Genomic DNA, 19,583 nt, shown 5'->3' on the forward strand with positions numbered 1-19,583 from the left:
GCCGCGCGGGTAGCGATACTGGCCATGATTTCCCCGTGATGTCACGGCGGCAGGCGCCGTGATGCATGCCGGGCCAGCATCGTGGCTGGATGCGCGACGGTCAAAGCCCGGAAGTCATGCTCCGGGCATCCATCAGCGCCGCGCCAGCCGGGTCGCGCTCAGCGCACGCCGTGCATCAGCTTGACGATCCACGGCGCGGCAATCAGGTAGACCAGCGCGATCGCGACGCCGCCGTAAAGCAGTGCTTCAAACACGCGCGCGTAGGCCTCGATGCCACCGCGGGTGGTGAGCGCGGCGATCTGGCCGGAAAGGTCGTAGGACACGCTGACGCCGAAGAACCAGCCGCCCATCGCCAGTGATGCCTCGTCGGACGCGGCCAGCTTGCCTACCAGCGCATAACCGATCGGCGACAGCGCCAGCTCGCCGACGGTCGAGCCGAGGTAGCACGCGAGCAGTGTCCACGCCGCGACCTTGCCGTCGGGCAGTTGCAGGTAGTCGACTGCATACACGAGCACCCCGTAACCCAGCGCCACCAACAACAAGCCGATGCCGAACTTGCGCGGCGTCGAGGGATTGATGCCGCGACGATCCAGCCATGGCCACAGCATCGCCATGAACGGGGCGAGGATCAGGATGTACAGCGGATTCACCGACTGGAACAGCGTGAAACTCCATGGCATGCCCAGCAATTGCCCGCGCCACAGCGGCGCCACGTAATCACGCGCGAAGAAGTTCAGCGCGCTGGCGCTCAGCAGACTCAACGCCCAGAACAGCACCATGGCGATGAACAGCAACAACAGCGCGATGTAGCGCTGGCCCTGCACGCGGTCGCCACGGCGCACGCTGCTGACGATGAAGTACAGCATCAGCAGGCCGATCAGCACGTACACCACCGCGTTCATGGCCGCGGGGTGCGCCAGCAGCCACGCGCAGGGCAGCACCAGCAGCAGCGCCGCCAGCGTCACCGCCGGGGATGACCATGCCCGCCTGAAACGCACCTTGTCATTCGCCCCGGGCACACGGCGATGCTTCCACTCGAAAATGACGGCGGCCCACAGCGCACCCGCCGCCGCGGCCAGGAAACCCCAGCGATAACCGTAGCTCGCACCGATCCACGCAGCGCACGCGAACGGTGCCACGAACGCACCGAAATTGATCGCCAGGTAGAACAGCGTGTAGCCGGCGTCGCGCTTGGGATCGTCCTTGGCGTAGTTGCGCCCGATCAGCACGGTCAGCGGGATGCTGAGGCCGATGGCCAGCACGAAGAACGCCAGCGACAGGGTGAAGATCTCGCGGTTGGGCACGGTCATGCCCAGCAGCCCCGGGATCATCAGCCACAGCGACAGCCGCAGCGCCTGCACCTCGCCCAGCACGTTGTCGGCCACCCATCCGCCCAGGATCGCGGTGGCGTAAGCCAGCGCGCCGAAGCCGGCGAACAGGTAGTTGGCTTGCTCCAGCGCCCGGTCGTGCGGGAGATTGGCGAAGAAGGTGTCGGCGGCGTAGGGCGCGAGGAAAGCGCGGAAGCCGTAAAATGCGAAGTTGGTGCCGACGGTGACCGCCAGCAACATCCACAGCAGGCTGGGGTGGCCCAGGAATCGGCCGGAATCCGGCACTGGATACGAATCGCGCGAATCGTCGCTGGTATGCATGCTCAGCCCTGGTGACGGCTGATCCGAACCAGCCAGCGCGCGACCTTACCGACGCGCACCGCGCGACCGCAAGGCGCGACGCAATAGATCAGCCGGCGCGCAGCACTGTGCGCACCTCCAGTAGCTCGGGAAAAAACGTCAGCTCCAACGCCTGCTTGAGGAAACCCACGCCACTGGAACCGCCGGTGCCACGCCGGTAGCCGATGATGCGCTCGACGGTTTTCATGTGCCGAAAGCGCCACAACTGGAAGCTTTCCTCCACGTCCACCAGTTGCTCGCACAACGCGTAGGCCGCCCAGTGCGTGCGCGTGTCGGCATAGATGCGCTGCAGCACCGGCACCAGCGCGGGCTGGCGATGGTACGGCTGCGACCAGTCGCGTTCGATGCATGCCGCGGGCACCGCGTGACCGCCGCGCGCCAGATGACGAAGAAACTCGTCGTACAGGCTGGGCGCATCGAGAATCGCCTTGAGCGCGCGCTGGCCTTCCGGATCATGCGCGAACACCGGCAGCATTCCGGCGTTCTTGTTGCCCAGCAGGAATTCGATGCTGCGGTATTGCAGCGACTGGAAGCCCGAGGCCGGCCCCAGCACGTGGCGGAACTCCAGATACTCGCTGGGCGTGAGTGTCTCCAGCACCGCCCACTGCTCGAACAACTGGCGCTGCACCTGCTTGACCCGCGCCAGGATTTTCGCGCAGGGATCGAGCCGATCCTGTTGCAAATGCGCGATCGCCGCGCGCAGTTCGTGGATGACCAGCTTCATCCACAGCTCCGACACCTGATGCTGCACGATGAACAGCATCTCGTCGTGATGCTCGGGACGCGACAGCGGCTGCTGCGCGGCGAGCAGGCGCGGCAGATCCAGATAACCCGCGTAGGTCATGCGCCCTGCCAGATCGCGCTCGATGCCGGCTTCCAGCGCGCGCAGGTTGTCCTCGCTCATGGCGTACTCGCAGGATGAAATCGCGTGCATGGTAACGCCGCGCGCGCGGCGTTTTGCGTGCATCGTGCTGCACCATGCCTTGCCGGTACGGTGCGCGGCCTGTTATTTGTATGGGCCACATCGGACGCGCAGGCGCGCACTGGATCGCACCCGCGCCCTCCGGCCAAGCCGCGTCCAATATCGGGAGATTCCCCCGTGTCCACCTGTGCAAGTTTCCAGATCGAGCATCTGCAGTTTCTTGATGCCGAAGGCAAGTTGTGCGCCGGCGTCACCGCGCCGGCGCTGGCCAAGGACCACGCGCAATTGCTTGCGTTGTACAAGCAGATGCTGTTCGTGCGCGTGTTCGATGCCAAGTCCGTGGCGCTGCAGCGCACTGGCAAGCTCGGCACCTACGCCTCGTCGCTGGGCCACGAGGCCGTGCACATTGGCGTCGGCTCGGCGATGCGCCCCGAGGACTGCTTCGCGCCCAGCTATCGCGAGTACGGCGCGCAGTTCTGCCGCGGCGTGCAGCCGCGCGAAGTGCTGATGTACTGGGGCGGCGACGAGCGCGGCAACGATTACTCCGGCCCGCGCCACGATTTCGCCTGGTGCGTGCCGATCGCCACGCAGTGCCTGCACGCCGCCGGCGCGGCGCTGGCCTACAAGCTGCGCGGCGAGCCGCGCGTGGCGGTGTGCTGCGTCGGCGACGGCGGTTCGTCCAAGGCCGATTTCTACGGCGCCATCAACGTCACCGGCGCTATGACGCTGCCGCTGGTCGCGGTGATCATCAACAACCAGTGGGCGATCTCGGTGCCGCGCAAGGCGCAGACCGGCGCCAAGACACTGGCGCAGAAGGGCATCGCCGCCGGTCTTGAAACCGTGCAGGTCGACGGCAACGATCTGCTCGCCGTGCGCAGCGCCATGGACACCGCGATCGCGCGCGCGCGCGGCGGCGGCGGCGGCACGGTGATCGAGGCGGTCACCTATCGCCTGGCCGATCACACGACTGCCGATGACGCACGCCGCTATCGCGACGACGCCGAGGTCAAGGCTGCGTGGGCGCGCGAACCGATGAAACGCATGCGCGCCTACCTGATCGCCGCCAAGGTCTGGGACGACGCCAAGGAAGAGGCGTGGAAAACCGAGTGCGCCGCGCGCGTCGACGTCGAGGTCAACGCCTATCTCGAAAGCAAACCGCAGCCGGTGACGGCGATGTTCGACTACACCTACGCCGAGCTGCCGGTGGACCTCGCGCAACAGCGCGCGCAGGTTCTGGCCGCCGAACGAAGCAGCCACTGAGCGCGGAACCGACCATGGCACAGATCACCCTGATCGAAGCAGTCACGCAAGCCCTCGCCTGGGAGATGGCGCACGATCCGTCCGTCGTCGTGCTGGGCGAGGATGTCGGCGTCAACGGCGGCGTGTTTCGCGCCACGCAAGGCCTGCAGGGAAAATTCGGCCCCATGCGCGTGATCGACACGCCGCTGGACGAAACCACCATCGCCGGGCTCACCGTGGGCATGGCCACGCAGGGCATGAAACCCGTCGCCGAGGCGCAGTTCGAGGGCTTCATCTATCCGATGATGGAGCACATCGCCTGCCACGCCGCGCGCATGCGCAACCGTACGCGCGGGCGCCTGCACGTGCCGGCGGTGTTCCGCGCGCCCTGGGGCGGCGGCATCCGCGCGCCCGAGCACCACTCCGAGGCCAACGAGCACCTGTTCACCAACATCCCCGGCCTGCGCGTGGTCATGCCGTCCTCGCCCGCGCGCGCCTACGGCTTGCTGCTGGCGGCGATCCGCGATCCCGATCCGGTGATGTTCTTCGAGCCCAAGCGCATCTACCGCCAGTACAAGGAAGAAGTGCCCGACGACGGCGAGGCGCTGCCGCTGGACGTGTGCTTCGTGCTGCGCGACGGCCAGGACGTGACCCTGGTGACCTGGGGCGCGCAGGTCAAGGAAACGCTGGAGGCCGCCGACGCGCTGGCGCAGGAAGGCATCAGCGCCGAGGTGATCGATCTGGCCACGGTCAAGCCGCTGGATTTCGACACCATCGCCGAATCGGTGGCCAAGACGCACCGCTGCGTGATCGTGCACGAGGCGCCGCGCACCGCCGGCTTCGGCGCCGAGGTCGCCGCGCGCCTGGCCGAGCACTCCATGTACGACCTGTACGCGCCCGTCGAGCGCGTCACCGGCTATGACACGCACATCCCGCTGTTCCGTCTGGAGATGAAATACCTGCCCAGCGTGGAGCGCATCATCAGCGCGGCCAAGCGTACGCTGGCGGTGTGAGAGCGGGGGTAGGAAGCAGGAAGTCGGAAATAGGAAGGCAGCCGCCGCCCTGCCCCACTCCCCACTCCCCACTCCCCACTCCCCACTCCCCACTCCCCACTCCCCACTCCCCACTCCCCACTCCCGATTTTCCTATCCCTTCCACTCGGACCCGCGCCATGGCCGACATCAAGACATTCCACCTCCCCGACCTCGGTGAAGGCTTGCCCGACGCCACCATCGTCGAATGGCTGGTGAAGGAAGGCGCCACGGTGCGTCTGGACGACCCACTGGTGTCGATGGAAACCGCCAAGGCCGTGGTCGAGGTGCCGTCGCCCTATTCCGGCAAACTGGTGAAGATGCACGGCGGCAACGGCGACGTGATCATCACCGGCGCCGCGCTGGCCGAGTTCGAGCTTGACCCCAAGCTGCCGCAGCGCGCCGAGGCGCAGTCCACCGGCCACCACCACGCGCCCGCGGGTGCGGGTGCGGGCGCGGGCAGCAAGGCCGCGCACAACGGCGACAAGCTCGTGGCCTCCGACGCGGGCGGCGAGCTCAGCAGCGGCGGCGCGAAACCGGCGAGCAGCGATGCCGGCACCGTGGTCGGCGCCATGCAAAGCTCCGATGCGCTGCACGCCGAACAGGCGCTCAGCGTCGGTGGCGCCAAGGCCGTGCCCGCGGTGCGCGCGCTGGCGAAGAAACTCGGCGTCGATCTCACCCGCGTCACGCCCAGCGGCGCCGGTGGCGTGGTGACCATGAACGACGTCAAGCTGGCCGCGGCCAGCGGCAGCGCCACGGCGGCGGCAGCCGCCGGAAGAGGGTGGCGCGCAGCGCCGGGGGAGGGTGCGGCATCAGCGCAACGTGCTGCAACACCCGAACCCTCATCCGCCCTGCGGGCACCTTCTCCCGAGGGGAGAAGGGAAGATCAGCGCACCGCGCTCTCCGCCGCCGGCAAGCCAGTGCGCACCAGCCCACCCGCCGCGCACGCGGTGCTCGGCCAGCCCGAGCAGCTCAAGGGCATGCGCCGCACCATGGCGCGCGTCATGGCCGAGGCGCGCGCGCAGATCGTGGCGACCAGCATCGTCGATGACGCCGACCTGCACGCCTGGCAGCCCGGCAACGACATCACCGTGCGCCTGCTGCGCGCGCTGGTGACGGCCTGCAAGACCGTGCCCGCGCTCAATGCCTGGTTCGATGGCGCCAACCTCACCCGCACCCTGCATCCACACGTCGATATCGGTCTGGCCGTGGACACCGACGACGGCTTGTTCGTGCCGGCGCTGCGCAACGCCGATCGGCTCGATGCCGCCGGCCTGCGCGTCGCGGTCAATCGCGCCCGCGCCGAGGTGATGGACCGCTCCATCGCGGCGTCCGAACTCAGCGGCTACACCGTGATGCTGTCCAACTTCGGCATGTTCGCCGGCCGCTACGCCACGCCCGTGGTGGTGCCGCCGTGCGTGGCCATCCTCGGCGCCGGCAAGCTGCATCACGTCACCGTGCCGGTGCTGGGCGGCTTCGAGGCGCACCGCGTGATGCCGCTGTCGCTGACCTTCGACCATCGCGCCGCCACCGGCGGCGAGGCCGCGCGCTTCCTCAAGGCGGTCATCGACGACCTCGCGCTGCCGCGCTGAATGGCACGCTTGGCGTAGCCGCAGCGCTTCTCGAAGGCCGTGGTTGTACCAATGATCGCAGCGGTAGCAGAGTGCGCGGCATCTAGGCAGCACGTCGAGGAAGGTACCGTGACGGACGCCCACAAAATTTCCGCGCAAGCGGTTTCCAGCAAAGGCAATTGGACACGCGAGCAGCTCAAGCTCGCGTTCAATTTTTACTGCCAGACGCCGTTCGGCAAGCTACACAGCAAGAATCCGCAAATCATCGAACTCGCCAAGCTGATCGGCCGCACGCCCAGTGCGCTGGCGATGAAACTGGTGAACTTCGCCAGCCTCGACCCATCGATCACCAGCAGCGGACGCAAAGGGTTGAGCGGCGCATCGGCGCTGGATCATGAGATTTGGGATGAATTCCACGCAAACTGGGAACGCCTCGCCGTCGAAAGCGAGCAGTTACGCCAACGCCTGCTGCAGCAACACGGATTGAAGCGCGCGACACCAGCCGAGACCAGCGACAACTTCGTGCTCACCGACTTCAGTGGCGAAACGCGTCAGGCCATCGTCCAGCAGCGCATCAAGCAAAACTTCTTCCGTCGCGCTGTGCTGAGCAGCTACCGCGGTCGCTGCTGCATCTCCGGCGTTTCCGAAGCGCGCTTGCTAGTCGCCAGTCACATCGTGCCGTGGAGCGCCGATAAGGCGAATCGTCTGAACCCGAGCAACGGGGTGTGCCTTTCCGCCATCCATGACAAAGCTTTTGATAGCCACTTGTTCGCGCTGAGCAACGACTGGCGCATCGTGCTTTCGGCTTCACTCAAAGCCAGCAAGGATACGTTTGTACGCGAAGTGTTCTGGTCCGTCGAAGACAAGCAAATCGAACTGCCTGAGCGGTTCGTTCCCGACCTGGCGTTGATCGACCGGCACCGCGCAACCATGCTTGCAGTAAATGCCACAAGCTAAACAGCGCAAGCATGTCCCGGCCCTTGCGCGCAGCGCTCGGGCGTTCGGCGGCGCAGGATTTGCACGCGGCAGATCATCGGCGCACCGCCTCACCCGGTGTTCTGCAAGCCCTGCGCGATACCGTTGACGGTGGTGACCAGCGCGGCGAACAGGGCCGCGTCGCTGCGCTCAGTGGCGCGCCAGCGCGCCAGCAGGTCGAGCTGGATCAGGCTCATCGGATCGATGTAGGGGTTGCGCAGACGGATGGATTGCGCCAGGCGCGGATCGCCGGTCAGCAACTCATCGCTGCCCTTGAGGCGCAGCAGCCAGTGTCGGGTGAGCGCGAATTCGTCGCGCAGGCGCGGAAAGAAGCGCGCGTGCAAATCATCGCCGGCGAGCCGCGAGAAGCGCGCGGCGATATCCAGATCGCACTTGGCCAGCACCATCTCGACATCGTCCAACAGCGTGCGCAGGAACGGCCACTCGCGCGCCATGTCCAGCAGTGCGTCCTCGCCCAGCGTGTGCGCGGCGCGCTGCAGCGCGCTGCCGACGCCGAACCACGCGGTCATGCCGGCACGGCACTGCGTCCACGCGAACACCCACGGAATCGCGCGCAGGCTTTCGATGCCGCCCTCGACCGCGCCGCGCCGCGGCGGACGCGAGCTGAGCGTCATGCGCTCGATCACGTCGATGGGCGTGGCGGCGCGAAAGTAGGCGACGAAATCCTGCGCCTCGATCAGCGCGCGGTAGGCGGCCTGGCCATCGGCGGCGATGGCATCCATGGCCGTGGCCCAATGCGACTCGCGCGCATCGCGGCGCGGCGCGTCGAGGCTGGCGCGCAACACCGCGCCACTGAGCTGTTCCAGCGTGCGCAGCGCCAGCGCGCGGATGCCGTAATTGCGATGCACCACCTCGCCCTGCTCGGTGAAACGCAGGCGCCCGTCGATGCTGCCGGGCGGCGCGGCCAGCACCGCGCGCGTGGCCTTGCCACCGCCGCGGCTGACCGAGCCGCCGCGACCATGGAAAAACGTCAGGCGCACGCCGGCCTGCGCGGCCACCGCGAGCAGTTGCGTCTGCACGCGTTGCAGCGCCCAGCGCGAGGCCAGAATGCCGCCGTCCTTGGCACTGTCGGAATAGCCCAGCATCACCGTCTGCACGCCGCCGCGCGCGGCCAGATGCGCGCGATACACCGGCGCGGCCAGCAGCGCGGCGAGCATGTCCGCGCCGCGCTGCAAGTCGTCGATGGTTTCCAGCAGCGGCGCGATGTCCAGCGGCACCGCGCCGTCGGCCAGCAGACCGCCGCGCCGCGCCAGCGCCAGCACCGCCAGCACATCGGCGACGCTGTGCGCCATGCTGATGATGTACAACCCGATGCCGGCGTCGCCGCGCGCCGAGCGCGCCGTACCGAGCGTGGTGAACACCGCATCCAGCGCGAGCCCGGCGGTATCCGCGGGTGCCGGCAGTTGCGCAGCGCCGGCGGCAAAAGGCGCCAGGCGTTGCGCCTGCGCGGCGGCGTCGCGCTCGCTCCACTGCGCGTCATCCAGTGCCGCGGCCAGCGCCTGCGCGTGCACGCGCGCATCCTGACGCACGTCCAGCCGCGCCAGATGAAAGCCGAACGTACGCACGCGCCACAACAGGCGACGCACGCTGAACCAGCCGGCGTGGGTACCCGCGTGCGTGCGCAGGCTGGCGCCGATCAGCTCCACGTCGGCGGCGAGTTCGTCGGCGCTGGTGTAACCGTGCTCCGCGTCGTCGAGGTTGGCGCGCAGCCGCGCCTGCATCAGCGTCAGCAGCACTCGATAGGGCATGTCGGCATGGCGCGGGCGGATCGCGGCGGCGGCTTGCGGCAACATCTGCTGATACGCCGCGATACGCGCCATGACGTGCGTATCCACGCCGATGCGGCTGATCGACTGGCTGAGCAGGCGCGCCAGGCGCGCGACGTCGGCCAGATAGCGCTCCAGCACCAGCGTGCGTTGCGCGCGCAAGGTGGCGGCGATGGTCTCCGCGCCGACGTTGGGATTGCCATCCATGTCGCCACCCACCCAAGTGCCGAAGCGCAGCAGCGTGGGCAGCTCGATGTCTTCCACGCCGCTGGTGCGCAACGCGTCGTCGAGAATCTCGTAGTACACCGGCAACACGCGATACAGCACATCGGACAGATAAAAGCCGATATGGTCGACCTCGTCCTGCACGCTGGGGCGCAGCGCCGAGGCTTCGGCGGTCTGCCAGCCCACGCTCAGCGCCATGCGCATCTGCGCGATGCCGGCGGCGCGCTCGCCGGGCGTCTGTTCGCCGTCGAGATCGGCCACCAGACAGCGCACGATGACTTGTTCCTTTTCCAGCAGCGAGCGCCGCACCGCCTCGGTGGGATGCGCGGTGAACACCGGCTCGATGCGCAGGCGCCCGAGCATGTCGCGCAGCGCTGCATGGCCGATGCCGGCCTCGCGCAAATGCGCCAGCGTGTCGTGCAGGCCATCCGGCTGCGGCGTGGCCAGCGCACGCTGCCATGCGCGGCGACGGCGGATGCGGTGCACGCGCTCGGCGACATTGACCACGTGGAAATAGGTTGAAAACGCGCGCGTCAACGCATCAGCAAAAACGGGCGCCAGAGCCTGCAAGCGCCCGGCCAGCGCATCGACCGGCGCGGCCGACTCGCGGCGCTGGATGGCCGCGGCACGGATCGCCTCGACGGCGTCAAGAAACTCGGCGCCCATCTGCTCGCCCAGCATCTCGCCGACGAGAGCGCCGAGGCGGCGCACGTCCTCGCGCAGTGGCGCGTCCTGCGGGCGGATTTCAGCTTCACGTGAATCGTGCATGCAAGTTCCGGATCATGGGCGTCGACCGTATCCCTGCTGCCAAACGCGCGTTGACAAAGCCTTTATCTCTCCATCCGGAGAGAGCGATATACTAAAACCATCTGCATCGCCGAGGGGCGCTGCGACCGTGTTCCGGCAAGCAGGCTTCAGCCTGCGGAGCCCACGGCCAGGCTCGGTGCGGCAGTTCGTACAACCGCGCCCGCCGGGTTTTGCATGCCCCCATGCGTACCCCGCCACTTTCGCGCATCCATCGGAGTACATCGTGAACGCACTCGCCCATACCGCTACCGGCGCCGATTGCAAGGTCGCCGACATCACCCTCGCCGACTTCGGTCGCAAGGAAATCGACATCGCCGAGCATGAAATGCCGGGGCTGATGTCGATCCGCCGCAAGTATGCCGTCGCGCAGCCGCTGCGGGGCGTGCGCGTCACTGGATCGCTGCACATGACCATCCAGACCGCGGTGCTGATCGAGACGCTGAAGGATCTCGGCGCCAACGTGCGCTGGGCCTCGTGCAACATCTTCAGCACCCAAGACCACGCCGCCGCCGCGATCGCCAAAACCGGCACGCCGGTGTTCGCGTGGAAGGGGGAGACGCTGGAGGAATACTGGGACTGCACGCTGGACGCGCTGAGCTTCGGCGGCGGCGGCATGGGCCCGCAACTGGTGGTGGACGACGGCGGCGACGTGACCTTGCTGATCCACAAGGGGCACGAGTTGGAAAACGGCAGCGACTGGGTCAACGGCGCCTCGGCCAGCCACGAGGAGCAGGTGATCAAGAACCTGCTCAAGCGCGTGGCCAGGGAGCGCCCCGGCTACTGGCACAACGTGGTCAAGGACTGGAAGGGCGTGTCCGAGGAGACCACCACCGGCGTGCACCGTCTGTACCAGATGCGGGAGGCCGGCACGCTGCTGGTGCCGGCGATCAACGTCAATGACTCGGTGACCAAGAGCAAGTTCGACAATCTTTACGGCTGTCGCGAATCGCTGGCCGACGGCCTCAAGCGCGCCATGGACGTGATGCTGGCCGGCAAGCTCGCGGTCGTGTGCGGCTATGGCGATGTTGGCAAGGGCTGCGCTCACTCGTTGCGCGCGTATGGCTGCCGCGTGGTGATCACCGAGATCGATCCGATCTGCGCGCTGCAGGCGGCGATGGAGGGCTTCGAGGTCAACACTATCGAGGACACTCTCGGCAGCGGCGATATCTACGTCACCACCACCGGCAACAGGGACATCATCACCCTGCGACACATGCAGGCCATGAAGGATCAGGCCATCGTCTGCAACATCGGCCACTTCGACAACGAGATCCAGGTCGATGCACTGAACACCAGCGGCGCGACCAAGCTCAACATCAAGCCGCAGGTGGACAAATACACCTTCGCCAATGGCAACTGCATCTTCCTGCTGGCTGAAGGCCGCTTGGTGAATCTGGGCTGCGCCACCGGCCACCCCAGCTTCGTGATGTCGAATTCGTTCGCCAACCAGACGCTGGCGCAGATCGAGTTGTGGGCCAACCGCGACAAGTACCAGGCCAAGGTCTACATCCTGCCGAAGAAACTGGACGAGGAAGTCGCGCGCCTGCATCTGGAGAAGATCGGCGTCAAGCTGACCACGCTCACCCCCGCGCAGGCCGCCTACCTCGGCGTGCCGGTGGAGGGGCCGTACAAGCCTGAGCATTACCGGTATTGAGTGGTCAGTCGGAAGTAGGGAGTCGGAGAGCCGCGTGGCGCTGATGCCGAGACACTATCAACTGGAAGTGTGGCAAGAGGCCATGCGGCTCGTCCGAAAGGTTTATTTCGCCACCGACGGCATGCCCGAAATGGAGCGGCTCGGTCTGCAGAGTCAGATGCGCCGCGCGGCGGTCGGCATTCCATCCAATATTCCGAGAGTGCGGGACGCGGCGGCAAGACCGAGTACGTGCGCTTTCTGCATATTGCGCGCGGCTCGTTGATGGAGCTCGATACACAACCGTGGCTCGGACAAGACTTGGGTTACCTCGATTACTGCAACGAACTCAAGGACGCTCTCGAATCCGTCCTTGTCAAACTCAACGGTTTGATTCGATCCAATCAGGCAGGGGCCAAGAGCGCGTGAACCCTACTTCCCACTCTCCACTTTCCACTCCCGTTTCCTTCGAGTTCTACCCCCCCAAAACCCCCGAGCAGCACGAGCAACTCGAACGCACGGTCACGCGCTTGCGGGTGCACACGCCGCAATTCGTGTCGGTGACCTTCGGCGCCGGTGGCTCGACGCTGAGTTACACGCCGGACACGGTGCGCAGGCTGCGCGAGGCGCACGGGCTGGACGCGGTGCCGCATCTGTCGTGCATGGGCGGCACGCGCAGCGAGATCGCCGCGCTGCTGGAACAATACCGTGACATCGGCTGCACGCGCGTGGTGGCGCTGCGCGGCGATCTGCCATCGGGCATGGCCACCACCGGCGATTTCCGCTACGCCGCAGATCTGGTGCGCTTCATCCGCAGCGAGCACGACCGGCATTTCCACATCACCGTGGCGGCGTATCCAGAAACGCACCCGCAGGCTGAGGATGCGCACGCCGACGTGCGCCACTTCGTCGCCAAGATCGAGGCCGGCGCCGACAACGCGATCACGCAGTATTTCTTCAACACCGATGCCTATTTCCACTTCGTCGAGGATGCGCGCCGCGCTGGCGTGAGCGCGCCGATCGTGCCCGGCATCATGCCGGTGTCCAATTTCGCGCAACTGCGGCGCTTCTCCGAGCAATGCGGCGCCGAAATCCCACGCTGGATCGTGCGCCGCATGCAGGCCTATGGCGATGACACTGCGTCGATCCGCAGCTTCTCCGCCGATGTGGTGGCGGCCATGTGCCGGCGCCTGCTCGAGAGCGGCGCGCCGGAACTGCACTTCTACACGCTGAATCTGGCCAAGCCCACCGAAGCCGTGCTCGAACGTCTGCGCTGAACGGCGCGCGCGCTCCGCTAGACTGCCGCGCATGATGCGCCCGGCCCTGCTGATCGTTCTTGTCGGCCTTGTGCTGAGCACACCGCTGCAGATGCCGCGCGCCCACGCGCGCGATGGTTCCCTCGCGACGCAGCCGATCTACCGCTGCCTCGGCCCTGGCGGCAGCACCATGTTCAGCGGTACACCGTGCAGCGACGACAGCCTCGCGCAGGGCACATTGCCCGAAGTCGCCGCGATCGGCGACCGCACGCCGCTGCACCTGTGCCCCCTCGATCCCACCGAACTGCGCGCGCGCGTCGGCGACGCATTCCTGGCGCACGACATCAACCGCCTCGCCGGACTGATGCTGTGGCAGGGCTACGGCAGGCATGCCGCGATCGCGCGCATGCAAGTACTGGCCAGCGCCATGCGGCAAGGGCTGCTGGGCATCGAGCTGAGCGGCAAGATCATGCCACTCGCGCCCGATGTCGCGCCGAGCGGATTCTTCGGCGCTGAAGCGAGCACCGCAGTACCGATCAACGCCACGGCCGACGCCGGCAACAGCACGCCGGCACCCATGCGCCTGCGCGTCAGCCTCGACGACGGCAACGAGTTGAGTTTCCCCATCGAAAACGACCACGGCTGCTGGTGGTTGCTGCCCTGAACGCGTGGGACGGAAAACCGGAAACCGGAAACCGGAAACCGGAAACCGGAAAAGACTAAACCGCCTGCGCCATCGCGCAGCTTTGTCCCGAACCCAGAGTCGCGCGTCCCTTCGCATCGTCATGCCCGCGACGGCGGGCATCCAGCGCAGCGGCAGTGCACTGGATCCCCGGCCCGCGCTGCGCGCGCCCGGGGATGACGAAGATTAGGCAACGCCGCGCAACACTCTGTCCCGAGTCCCGAGTCCCGGCTCCATTATCATGTCGCGTTCCCCAAGCGGAGTTCGTCATGACGCAGACCTATCCCGAGTTCATCTGGCACAACGGCGCGATCAAGCCGTGGGCCGAGGCCACCACGCACGTGATGGCGCACGGGCTGCATTATGGCTCGTCGGTGTTCGAGGGCATCCGCAGCTACAAGACGCCGCGCGGGGCGATGATTTTTCGCCTGCAGGATCATCTCAAGCGCCTGTCCAATTCGGCGCGTATTTACTCGATGGCCATGCCCTATGACCAGGCGCAGCTCACCGCGGCATGCCGCGCGGTGATGCAGGCCAACAAGCTGGAAGCGGCCTATCTGCGCCCGGTGGCGTATCTGGGCCTGGGTGGCTTCGGGCTGGCCGCCGACTGCCCCACCGAGGTCGCCATCGCGGCGCGACCGATGGGCGCGTATCTGGGCGAGGGTGTGCTGGAGCAGGGCATCGACGCGTGTGTGTCGAGCTGGCAGCGCTGCGCGCCCAACACCATCCCGGCCGGCGCCAAGGCCGGTGGCAATTACCTGTCCGGTCAGTTGATCGCGCGCGAGGCGCGGCGGCTGGGCTTCGGCGAGGGTATCGCGCTGGCCCACAACGGCCTGCTCAGCGAAGGCGCCGGTGAGAATCTGTTTCTGGTGATCGACGGCGCGCTGCACACGCCGCCGGTGGCCGCCAGCCTGCTCAACGGCATCACCCGCCACACCCTGATCACGCTGGCCGAACAGGCGGCCGGTATCAAGGTGGTCGAACGCGATCTGCCGCGCGAATACCTGTATCTGGCCGACGAAGTGTTCATGTGCGGCACCGCGGCCGAGCTCACGCCGATCCGCAGCGTCGACGGCCGCCAGATCGGCGGCGGCAGCATGGGTCCGATCACGCGGCGCATGCAGCAGCTCTACTTCGGCCTGTTCGATGGCAGCACCGCGGATCGCTGGGGCTGGCTGGAGCCGGTCGCGGGCTGAATCCTGTCAAGCCCCGAAAAGGTGGCGCGGCACCGCCGCGTCCCTTGGCATGCAAACCGCGGCAGGATGTCCGGTTTTGCCTGCCAATCGGGTCAAACCACATCGTCGAACCCGGACAGATCCGGCTCGACGTGCAGGCGCTTGTGCATCAGCGGGCTGGTGGTGGTGTATTGCAGGTGCACCTTCTCACCGGGCGTGAGCCGCTCCTTGATCGCAAAGGCCGCCAGCGCGGCCTCGTGAAACCCGGACAGGATCAGTTTTTTCTTGCCCGCATACGTGTTGATGTCGCCGACGGCATGGACGCCGGGCAGGCTGGTCTGGAAGTGCGCGGTATCCACGCGCAGTTGATGCTTGTCCAGCGCGAGTCCCCAATCGGCGATCGGCCCGAGCCTGGGATGCAGACCCCAGAACACCAGCAATTGCGCGGCCTCGACGCGCACGATCAGGCCGGCGCGCGTGCGCACGCGCACGGCTTGCAGCGCGGCGTCAGCGGCATCGAGGCCGACGATGTCGCCTTCCAGAAACTGCATGCGCAGCGCATCGCACAAGGCGTGCATGCGCGCCACGCTGGCCGGCGCGGCCTTGAAACGCGGCGAGCGGTGCACCAGCACCACGCTGTGGGCGTGCTCGACCAGCTCCAGCGCCCAGTCCAGCGCCGAGTCGCCGCCGCCGGCGATGACGATGTCCTGCCCGGCGAACGCCGCCGCATCGCGCACGTGATAGTGCAGCGCGTGACCCTCCAGCGCGGCGGACTCGGGCAGGCCCAGCCGGCGCGGCTCGAACGCACCCAGGCCCGCGGCGATCACCACCGCGCCGCAGCGCATCTGCGTGCCGGCGCTGGTGCTCAATACGAAGCCGCCGGCCGCCTGCGGCTGCAATGCGGTGACCGTCTGCCCGAGATGAAACTGCGGCGCGAATGGACGGATCTGTTCCTGCAGACGCTCGATCAGCTCGCGCGCTCCGCACACCGGCAGCGCCGGAATGTCATAGATGGGCTTGTCCGGATACAACTCGACGCACTGGCCGCCGATTTGCGGCATGGCATCGACCAGATGCGCCTTGAGGCCGAGCAGGCCCAGCTCGAATACCTGGAACAGGCCCACCGGACCCGCGCCCACGATCACCACATCGGTCTCGATCATCCGCGTCTCGCACCCGCAACCCGTCAAAGCGCGGCATTATCCGACGTGGCGCCGCGCGATGGCAGCCTCACGCCTCAGTTGGGGCAGGAGAGCGCAGCGCGGCATCGAATTCCAGAATCGCCACCGCGCCGCCTTCCGGGCGCGGTGCCAAACGCACACGCCAGCCGTACAGATCGCACAGACGCCGCACGATGGCCAGGCCCAGGCCCGCGCCACCGCCCTTCACGCCTTCGCCGCGCACGCCGCGCTCGAACAAATGCTCGGCGTCCTCGGGCTTGATGCCGGGACCGGAATCCTCGACCAGCACGCGGCCTTCCTGCACGCGCACCAGCACATCGCCCTGCTGGGTGTACTTGAAGGCATTGCCGACCAGATTGGACAACGCGACCGAAACCACCGACGCCGGCGCGTTGACCACCAGTGCCGCCTCCACGTTCAAGGACACGCTGACCGGCTTGTTGCGCAGTTGCGGGCGCTGCAGTTCCAGCACGTCGGCGACGGTCTTGGCCACGTCGGTGCTCTCGCCATCGGCTGGTCCCTGGCGCTCGGCGCGCGAGAGCAGCAGCAGCGCGTCGATGATCTCGGCGGCCTGACGGCTGGCGCGCTCGATGCGCTTGAGGCGCTCGCGCAGTTTCTCGCTCATCTCCGGCGCCGCCAGCATCAGCTCGGTGGTGCTGGCGATCACCGCCAGCGGCGTGCGCAGCTCGTGGCTGACATCGGCGTTGAACTCGTGGTCGCGGCGCACCATGCCGGTGAGGCGCTCGGCGTATTCGTCCAGCGCGCGCGCCAGCTCGCCCACCTCGTCGTCGGCGAAATGCGGCGCCAGCTTTTGCAGGGTGCCGGCACGGCGCGAAGCGCGCAGGCGCCCGGCAAGCTCGCTGACCGGACGCATCACGCGTGAGGACAGCCACGCACCGATCAGGATCGAGAGTATTGCGAAAACCAGAACCACCAGGATGAGCGCATACGTCAATTGCTGCTGACTGCGCAGCAAGCTCGAACTCTCGTAGGTCAGGAAGAACCAATAATCAGGGTCTTTGCGCACCGCGATCTTGTATTCCTCGACGCGACCATCGGGCAGCCGCTGGGTCAGCGTGTGGACGCCATTGTCGAGATCGCGCCAGGCGAAGGGCACCGTCGAAAACTTTCTCTTGCTGAAGACGATACCCTTGACCTTTTCGAGCGGCTGGCCTCGTGCCGTGTAAGGATCAACGTAGAACGACTGCGCATAGCTGTTGAGATTGCGCTCTAGCGCGTTGCCCAGCAGCTGGTTCTCCAGACGCTGACGCAGATACATCGCGCTGCCTGCAAACAGCAGCGTCAATGCCAGCCCGAAAACCGCGAACGAGATGAAGATGCGGCTGCGCAGCCTACGCCGTGACTTGAGCATCCGTATCGCCCATGCGGTAGCCGATGCCATGCCGGGTATGGATCAGCGGCCGCGGGAAGGGTTTGTCGATCAACTGGCGCAGGCCGTGGATATGCACGCGCAGTGAATCGGAATCGGGTAGTTCCTCGCCCCACACGTGGTGCTCGAGCTCCTGGCGCGTGACCACCGAAGGGCTGGCTTCCATCAGCGCCTGCAGCAATTTCAAACCGATCGGGTTGAGCGGGATGTCCTTGCCGGCGCGGGTGACGATCAGCGTGTCGAGGTTGTAGGTGAGATCGGCCACCTTGAGCACGCGACTCCTGGGGCCCTTGCCGCGCCGTGCCAGCACCTCCAGCCGCGCGCCCAGCTCCTGCAGCGCGAAGGGTTTGGTCATGTAGTCGTCGGCGCCGGACTCGAAGCCGGTGAGCTTCTGCTCCAGCGCATCGCGCGCGGTCAGCATCAGCACCGGAGTTTGCTTGTGCGCCTCGTGGCGCAGCTTGCGACACAGTTCCAGCCCGTCCATGCCAGGCAGGGTCAGGTCCAGCACCAACACGTCGAAATCATGCACCACCGCCAGATGCAGGCCGGTGACGCCATCGCCGGCGAAATCGACCACGTGACCGCGGTCTTCCAAGTAATCGCCGATATTGGTGGCGATGTCGTTGTTGTCTTCGATGACCAGCACGCGCATGAAGCATCCTCCGCCACGCAGCCACTGCCGCGGCAAGAGCTTACCGCGATCGCCGCAGGTGCTGCCGCCGACGACGGCAAGCGCAAAGAAAAAGGCCCGACGAGGCGCTGTTGGGGAAAACCCGCCTCATCGGGCCCAAGCTACTGCCCCGATTACCGTAATCCGCGACAGCCCGAGACTCTGGCCCGCCCGCACTACAGTGCAGCCTTTGTAGACGCGTGGCGTTTAAAGCCGCGTTAAGCGCGCCGCAGGGGCGTGTTAATTAAGCGCGCGATTCGATGCATCTGCGCAAGCATTTGGCGATTATCTGCAAGCTCAGCGTGCGCGGCGGCGGCGCAGGTGACGTTCGATCAAGGCGATGATCTCGCCGGCGACATCCACGCCGGAAGCGGCCTCGATGCCCTCCAACCCGGGCGAGGCGTTGACCTCCAGCAACAGCGGGCCGCGCGCGGAGCGAATCAGATCGACCCCGGCCACTTCCAGCCCCAGCGTCGCGGCGGCGTGCAGCGCCAGCCTGCGCTCGGCGGCGCTCAACTTGACCGCGACGGCATTGCCGCCGCGATGCAGGTTGGCGCGAAATTCGCCGGGCTGCGCGCAGCGCTGCATGGCCGCGATCACGCGCCCGCCGACCACGAAGCAGCGCAAGTCGCAGCCGTTCGCCTCGGCGATGAACTCCTGCACCAGAAAATTGGCGTACAGGCCGCGGAAGGCCTCGATCACGCTTTGCGATGACGAGCGCTTTTCCGCCAGCACCACGCCCTGCCCCTGCGTGCCTTCGTTGAGCTTGATCACATGCGGCGGCTCGCCCAGCAGCGAGAGCAGGTCGGCGGTGTCGTCGGGATTGTCGCCGAAGGCCGTGCATGGCAGCGGCAGGCCGGCAACTGCCAGCAATTGCAGGCAGCGCAGCTTGTCGCGTGCCTTGAGGATGGCATCGGCGCCATTGGGCGTATACGCGCCCATCAGCTCCATCTGGCGCAGTACCGCGGTGCCATAGAACGTGATCGTGGTGCCGATGCGCGGGATCACCGCGTCGACGCCGCGCAGCGCGCGACCACGATAGTGCAGGGCAAAATCATCCGGGGCGATGCGCATGTAGCAGCGCAGCGGATCGAGCACGCGCACCTGATGCCCGCGCGCGCGCGCCGCCTCGACCAGACGCCGCGTCGAGTACAACCTGGTGTTGCGCGAGAGGATGGCGAGCTTCAAGCGCGGATCGATCCTGCACCGGGAGCGGGCTGCCAGGCGCAAGCCACGCGGGACACTGGAGCGGGTGAAGGGAATCGAACCCTCGTCAGTAGCTTGGGAAGCTACAGCTCTACCATTGAGCTACACCCGCAACGCCTGCGCAGCTTACGCAGGCCACCGAATTGCG

Annotated in this window: 15 protein-coding genes, 1 tRNA gene, 1 pseudogene and 1 riboswitch; of the genes and pseudogenes, 9 read left to right on the plus strand and 8 right to left on the minus strand. The window is 66.8% G+C overall.

The window, feature by feature from the left end; all coding sequences use genetic code 11:
* Window positions 1-158 precede the first annotated feature (158 nt).
* A complete protein-coding gene (locus ACYDAT_RS09225; protein ID WP_461449738.1) occupies window positions 159-1,649 on the minus strand; it encodes a peptide MFS transporter in 1,491 nt (496 codons plus the stop codon).
* An 88-nt stretch (window positions 1,650-1,737) separates the two neighbouring features.
* On the minus strand, window positions 1,738-2,592 hold the full coding sequence (locus tag ACYDAT_RS09230) for a tryptophan 2,3-dioxygenase (RefSeq protein WP_461441610.1): 855 nt from the start codon (window positions 2,590-2,592) through the stop codon (window positions 1,738-1,740).
* Window positions 2,593-2,787: 195 nt separating this feature from the next.
* Between ACYDAT_RS09230 and pdhA the strand changes: the two genes are divergently transcribed.
* The 4 genes from pdhA to ACYDAT_RS09250 all read left to right on the plus strand — a co-directional run bounded on the left by pdhA (window position 2,788) and on the right by ACYDAT_RS09250 (window position 7,408).
* Window positions 2,788-3,870 carry a pyruvate dehydrogenase (acetyl-transferring) E1 component subunit alpha gene (gene pdhA, locus ACYDAT_RS09235; protein WP_461449740.1) on the plus strand — a complete coding sequence of 361 codons (1,083 nt, stop codon included), beginning with the start codon at window positions 2,788-2,790 and terminating at the stop codon, window positions 3,868-3,870.
* A 14-nt stretch (window positions 3,871-3,884) separates the two neighbouring features.
* On the plus strand, window positions 3,885-4,862 hold the full coding sequence (locus ACYDAT_RS09240; RefSeq protein WP_461439318.1) for an alpha-ketoacid dehydrogenase subunit beta: 978 nt from the start codon (window positions 3,885-3,887) through the stop codon (window positions 4,860-4,862).
* Between the two features lie 158 nt (window positions 4,863-5,020).
* Window positions 5,021-6,472 carry a dihydrolipoamide acetyltransferase family protein gene (locus ACYDAT_RS09245; RefSeq protein ID WP_461441609.1) on the plus strand — a complete coding sequence of 484 codons (1,452 nt, stop codon included), beginning with the start codon at window positions 5,021-5,023 and terminating at the stop codon, window positions 6,470-6,472.
* A gap of 108 nt (window positions 6,473-6,580) precedes the next feature.
* Window positions 6,581-7,408 carry an HNH endonuclease gene (locus ACYDAT_RS09250; RefSeq protein WP_461449742.1) on the plus strand — a complete coding sequence of 276 codons (828 nt, stop codon included), beginning with the start codon at window positions 6,581-6,583 and terminating at the stop codon, window positions 7,406-7,408.
* 89 nt (window positions 7,409-7,497) lie between these two features.
* Here ACYDAT_RS09250 and ppc read toward each other — a convergent pair whose 3' ends face one another.
* On the minus strand, window positions 7,498-10,206 hold the full coding sequence (gene ppc, locus ACYDAT_RS09255; RefSeq protein WP_461441607.1) for a phosphoenolpyruvate carboxylase: 2,709 nt from the start codon (window positions 10,204-10,206) through the stop codon (window positions 7,498-7,500).
* Between the two features lie 105 nt (window positions 10,207-10,311).
* A riboswitch (S-adenosyl-L-homocysteine riboswitch) is annotated at window positions 10,312-10,414 on the plus strand.
* A gap of 54 nt (window positions 10,415-10,468) precedes the next feature.
* Between ppc and ahcY the strand changes: the two genes are divergently transcribed.
* The 5 genes and pseudogenes from ahcY to ACYDAT_RS09280 all read left to right on the plus strand — a co-directional run bounded on the left by ahcY (window position 10,469) and on the right by ACYDAT_RS09280 (window position 15,009).
* Window positions 10,469-11,899 (plus strand): adenosylhomocysteinase, encoded by a 1,431-nt coding sequence (gene ahcY / locus ACYDAT_RS09260; protein ID WP_461439314.1) that lies wholly within the window; start codon window positions 10,469-10,471, stop codon window positions 11,897-11,899.
* 82 nt (window positions 11,900-11,981) lie between these two features.
* Window positions 11,982-12,304 (plus strand): annotated as a pseudogene (locus ACYDAT_RS09265) (four helix bundle protein).
* Window positions 12,301-13,152: a methylenetetrahydrofolate reductase [NAD(P)H] gene (gene metF, locus ACYDAT_RS09270; protein ID WP_461449744.1), complete on the plus strand. Its 852-nt coding sequence runs from the start codon at window positions 12,301-12,303 to the stop codon at window positions 13,150-13,152. Before ACYDAT_RS09265 ends, metF begins: the two are co-directional and overlap by 4 nt.
* Window positions 13,153-13,183: 31 nt before the next feature.
* Entirely contained in the window at window positions 13,184-13,795 is a 612-nt protein-coding gene (locus ACYDAT_RS09275) for a hypothetical protein (protein ID WP_461449746.1), read from the plus strand.
* 287 nt (window positions 13,796-14,082) lie between these two features.
* On the plus strand, window positions 14,083-15,009 hold the full coding sequence (locus ACYDAT_RS09280; protein ID WP_461449748.1) for a branched-chain amino acid transaminase: 927 nt from the start codon (window positions 14,083-14,085) through the stop codon (window positions 15,007-15,009).
* Between the two features lie 92 nt (window positions 15,010-15,101).
* Here the strand turns inward: ACYDAT_RS09280 and ACYDAT_RS09285 are convergent, their stop codons facing one another.
* The 5 genes from ACYDAT_RS09285 to ACYDAT_RS09305 form a co-directional block, all read right to left on the minus strand.
* Complete coding sequence (locus ACYDAT_RS09285; protein WP_461439310.1) at window positions 15,102-16,151, minus strand: NAD(P)/FAD-dependent oxidoreductase; 1,050 nt, start codon at window positions 16,149-16,151, stop codon at window positions 15,102-15,104.
* Window positions 16,152-16,218: 67 nt separating this feature from the next.
* A complete protein-coding gene (locus ACYDAT_RS09290) occupies window positions 16,219-17,580 on the minus strand; it encodes a sensor histidine kinase (protein ID WP_461449774.1) in 1,362 nt (453 codons plus the stop codon).
* Window positions 17,522-18,211: a response regulator transcription factor gene (locus tag ACYDAT_RS09295; protein WP_461442086.1), complete on the minus strand. Its 690-nt coding sequence runs from the start codon at window positions 18,209-18,211 to the stop codon at window positions 17,522-17,524. The genes ACYDAT_RS09290 and ACYDAT_RS09295 overlap by 59 nt, the downstream gene beginning before the upstream one ends.
* 315 nt (window positions 18,212-18,526) lie before the next feature.
* Window positions 18,527-19,417: a 30S ribosomal protein S6--L-glutamate ligase gene (rimK, locus tag ACYDAT_RS09300; RefSeq protein WP_461439307.1), complete on the minus strand. Its 891-nt coding sequence runs from the start codon at window positions 19,415-19,417 to the stop codon at window positions 18,527-18,529.
* A 56-nt stretch (window positions 19,418-19,473) separates the two neighbouring features.
* Window positions 19,474-19,547 (minus strand) — tRNA-Gly (locus ACYDAT_RS09305).
* Between the last annotated feature and the right edge of the window lie 36 nt (window positions 19,548-19,583).

Source organism: Metallibacterium sp. (genome assembly GCF_054637675.1).

Excerpts from the sequence above, each read along its gene's own strand:
- ACYDAT_RS09225 (WP_461449738.1), bottom strand. The coding sequence starts at position 1,649 with ATGCATACCAGCGACGATTCGCGCGATTCGTATCCAGTGCCGGATTCC.
- ACYDAT_RS09230 (WP_461441610.1), bottom strand. The coding sequence starts at position 2,592 with ATGAGCGAGGACAACCTGCGCGCGCTGGAAGCCGGCATCGAGCGCGAT.
- ACYDAT_RS09240 (WP_461439318.1), top strand. The coding sequence starts at position 3,885 with ATGGCACAGATCACCCTGATCGAAGCAGTCACGCAAGCCCTCGCCTGG.
- ACYDAT_RS09245 (WP_461441609.1), top strand. The coding sequence starts at position 5,021 with ATGGCCGACATCAAGACATTCCACCTCCCCGACCTCGGTGAAGGCTTG.
- ppc (WP_461441607.1), bottom strand. The coding sequence starts at position 10,206 with ATGCACGATTCACGTGAAGCTGAAATCCGCCCGCAGGACGCGCCACTG.
- ACYDAT_RS09275 (WP_461449746.1), top strand. The coding sequence starts at position 13,184 with ATGATGCGCCCGGCCCTGCTGATCGTTCTTGTCGGCCTTGTGCTGAGC.
- ACYDAT_RS09280 (WP_461449748.1), top strand. The coding sequence starts at position 14,083 with ATGACGCAGACCTATCCCGAGTTCATCTGGCACAACGGCGCGATCAAG.
- ACYDAT_RS09285 (WP_461439310.1), bottom strand. The coding sequence starts at position 16,151 with ATGATCGAGACCGATGTGGTGATCGTGGGCGCGGGTCCGGTGGGCCTG.
- ACYDAT_RS09295 (WP_461442086.1), bottom strand. The coding sequence starts at position 18,211 with ATGCGCGTGCTGGTCATCGAAGACAACAACGACATCGCCACCAATATC.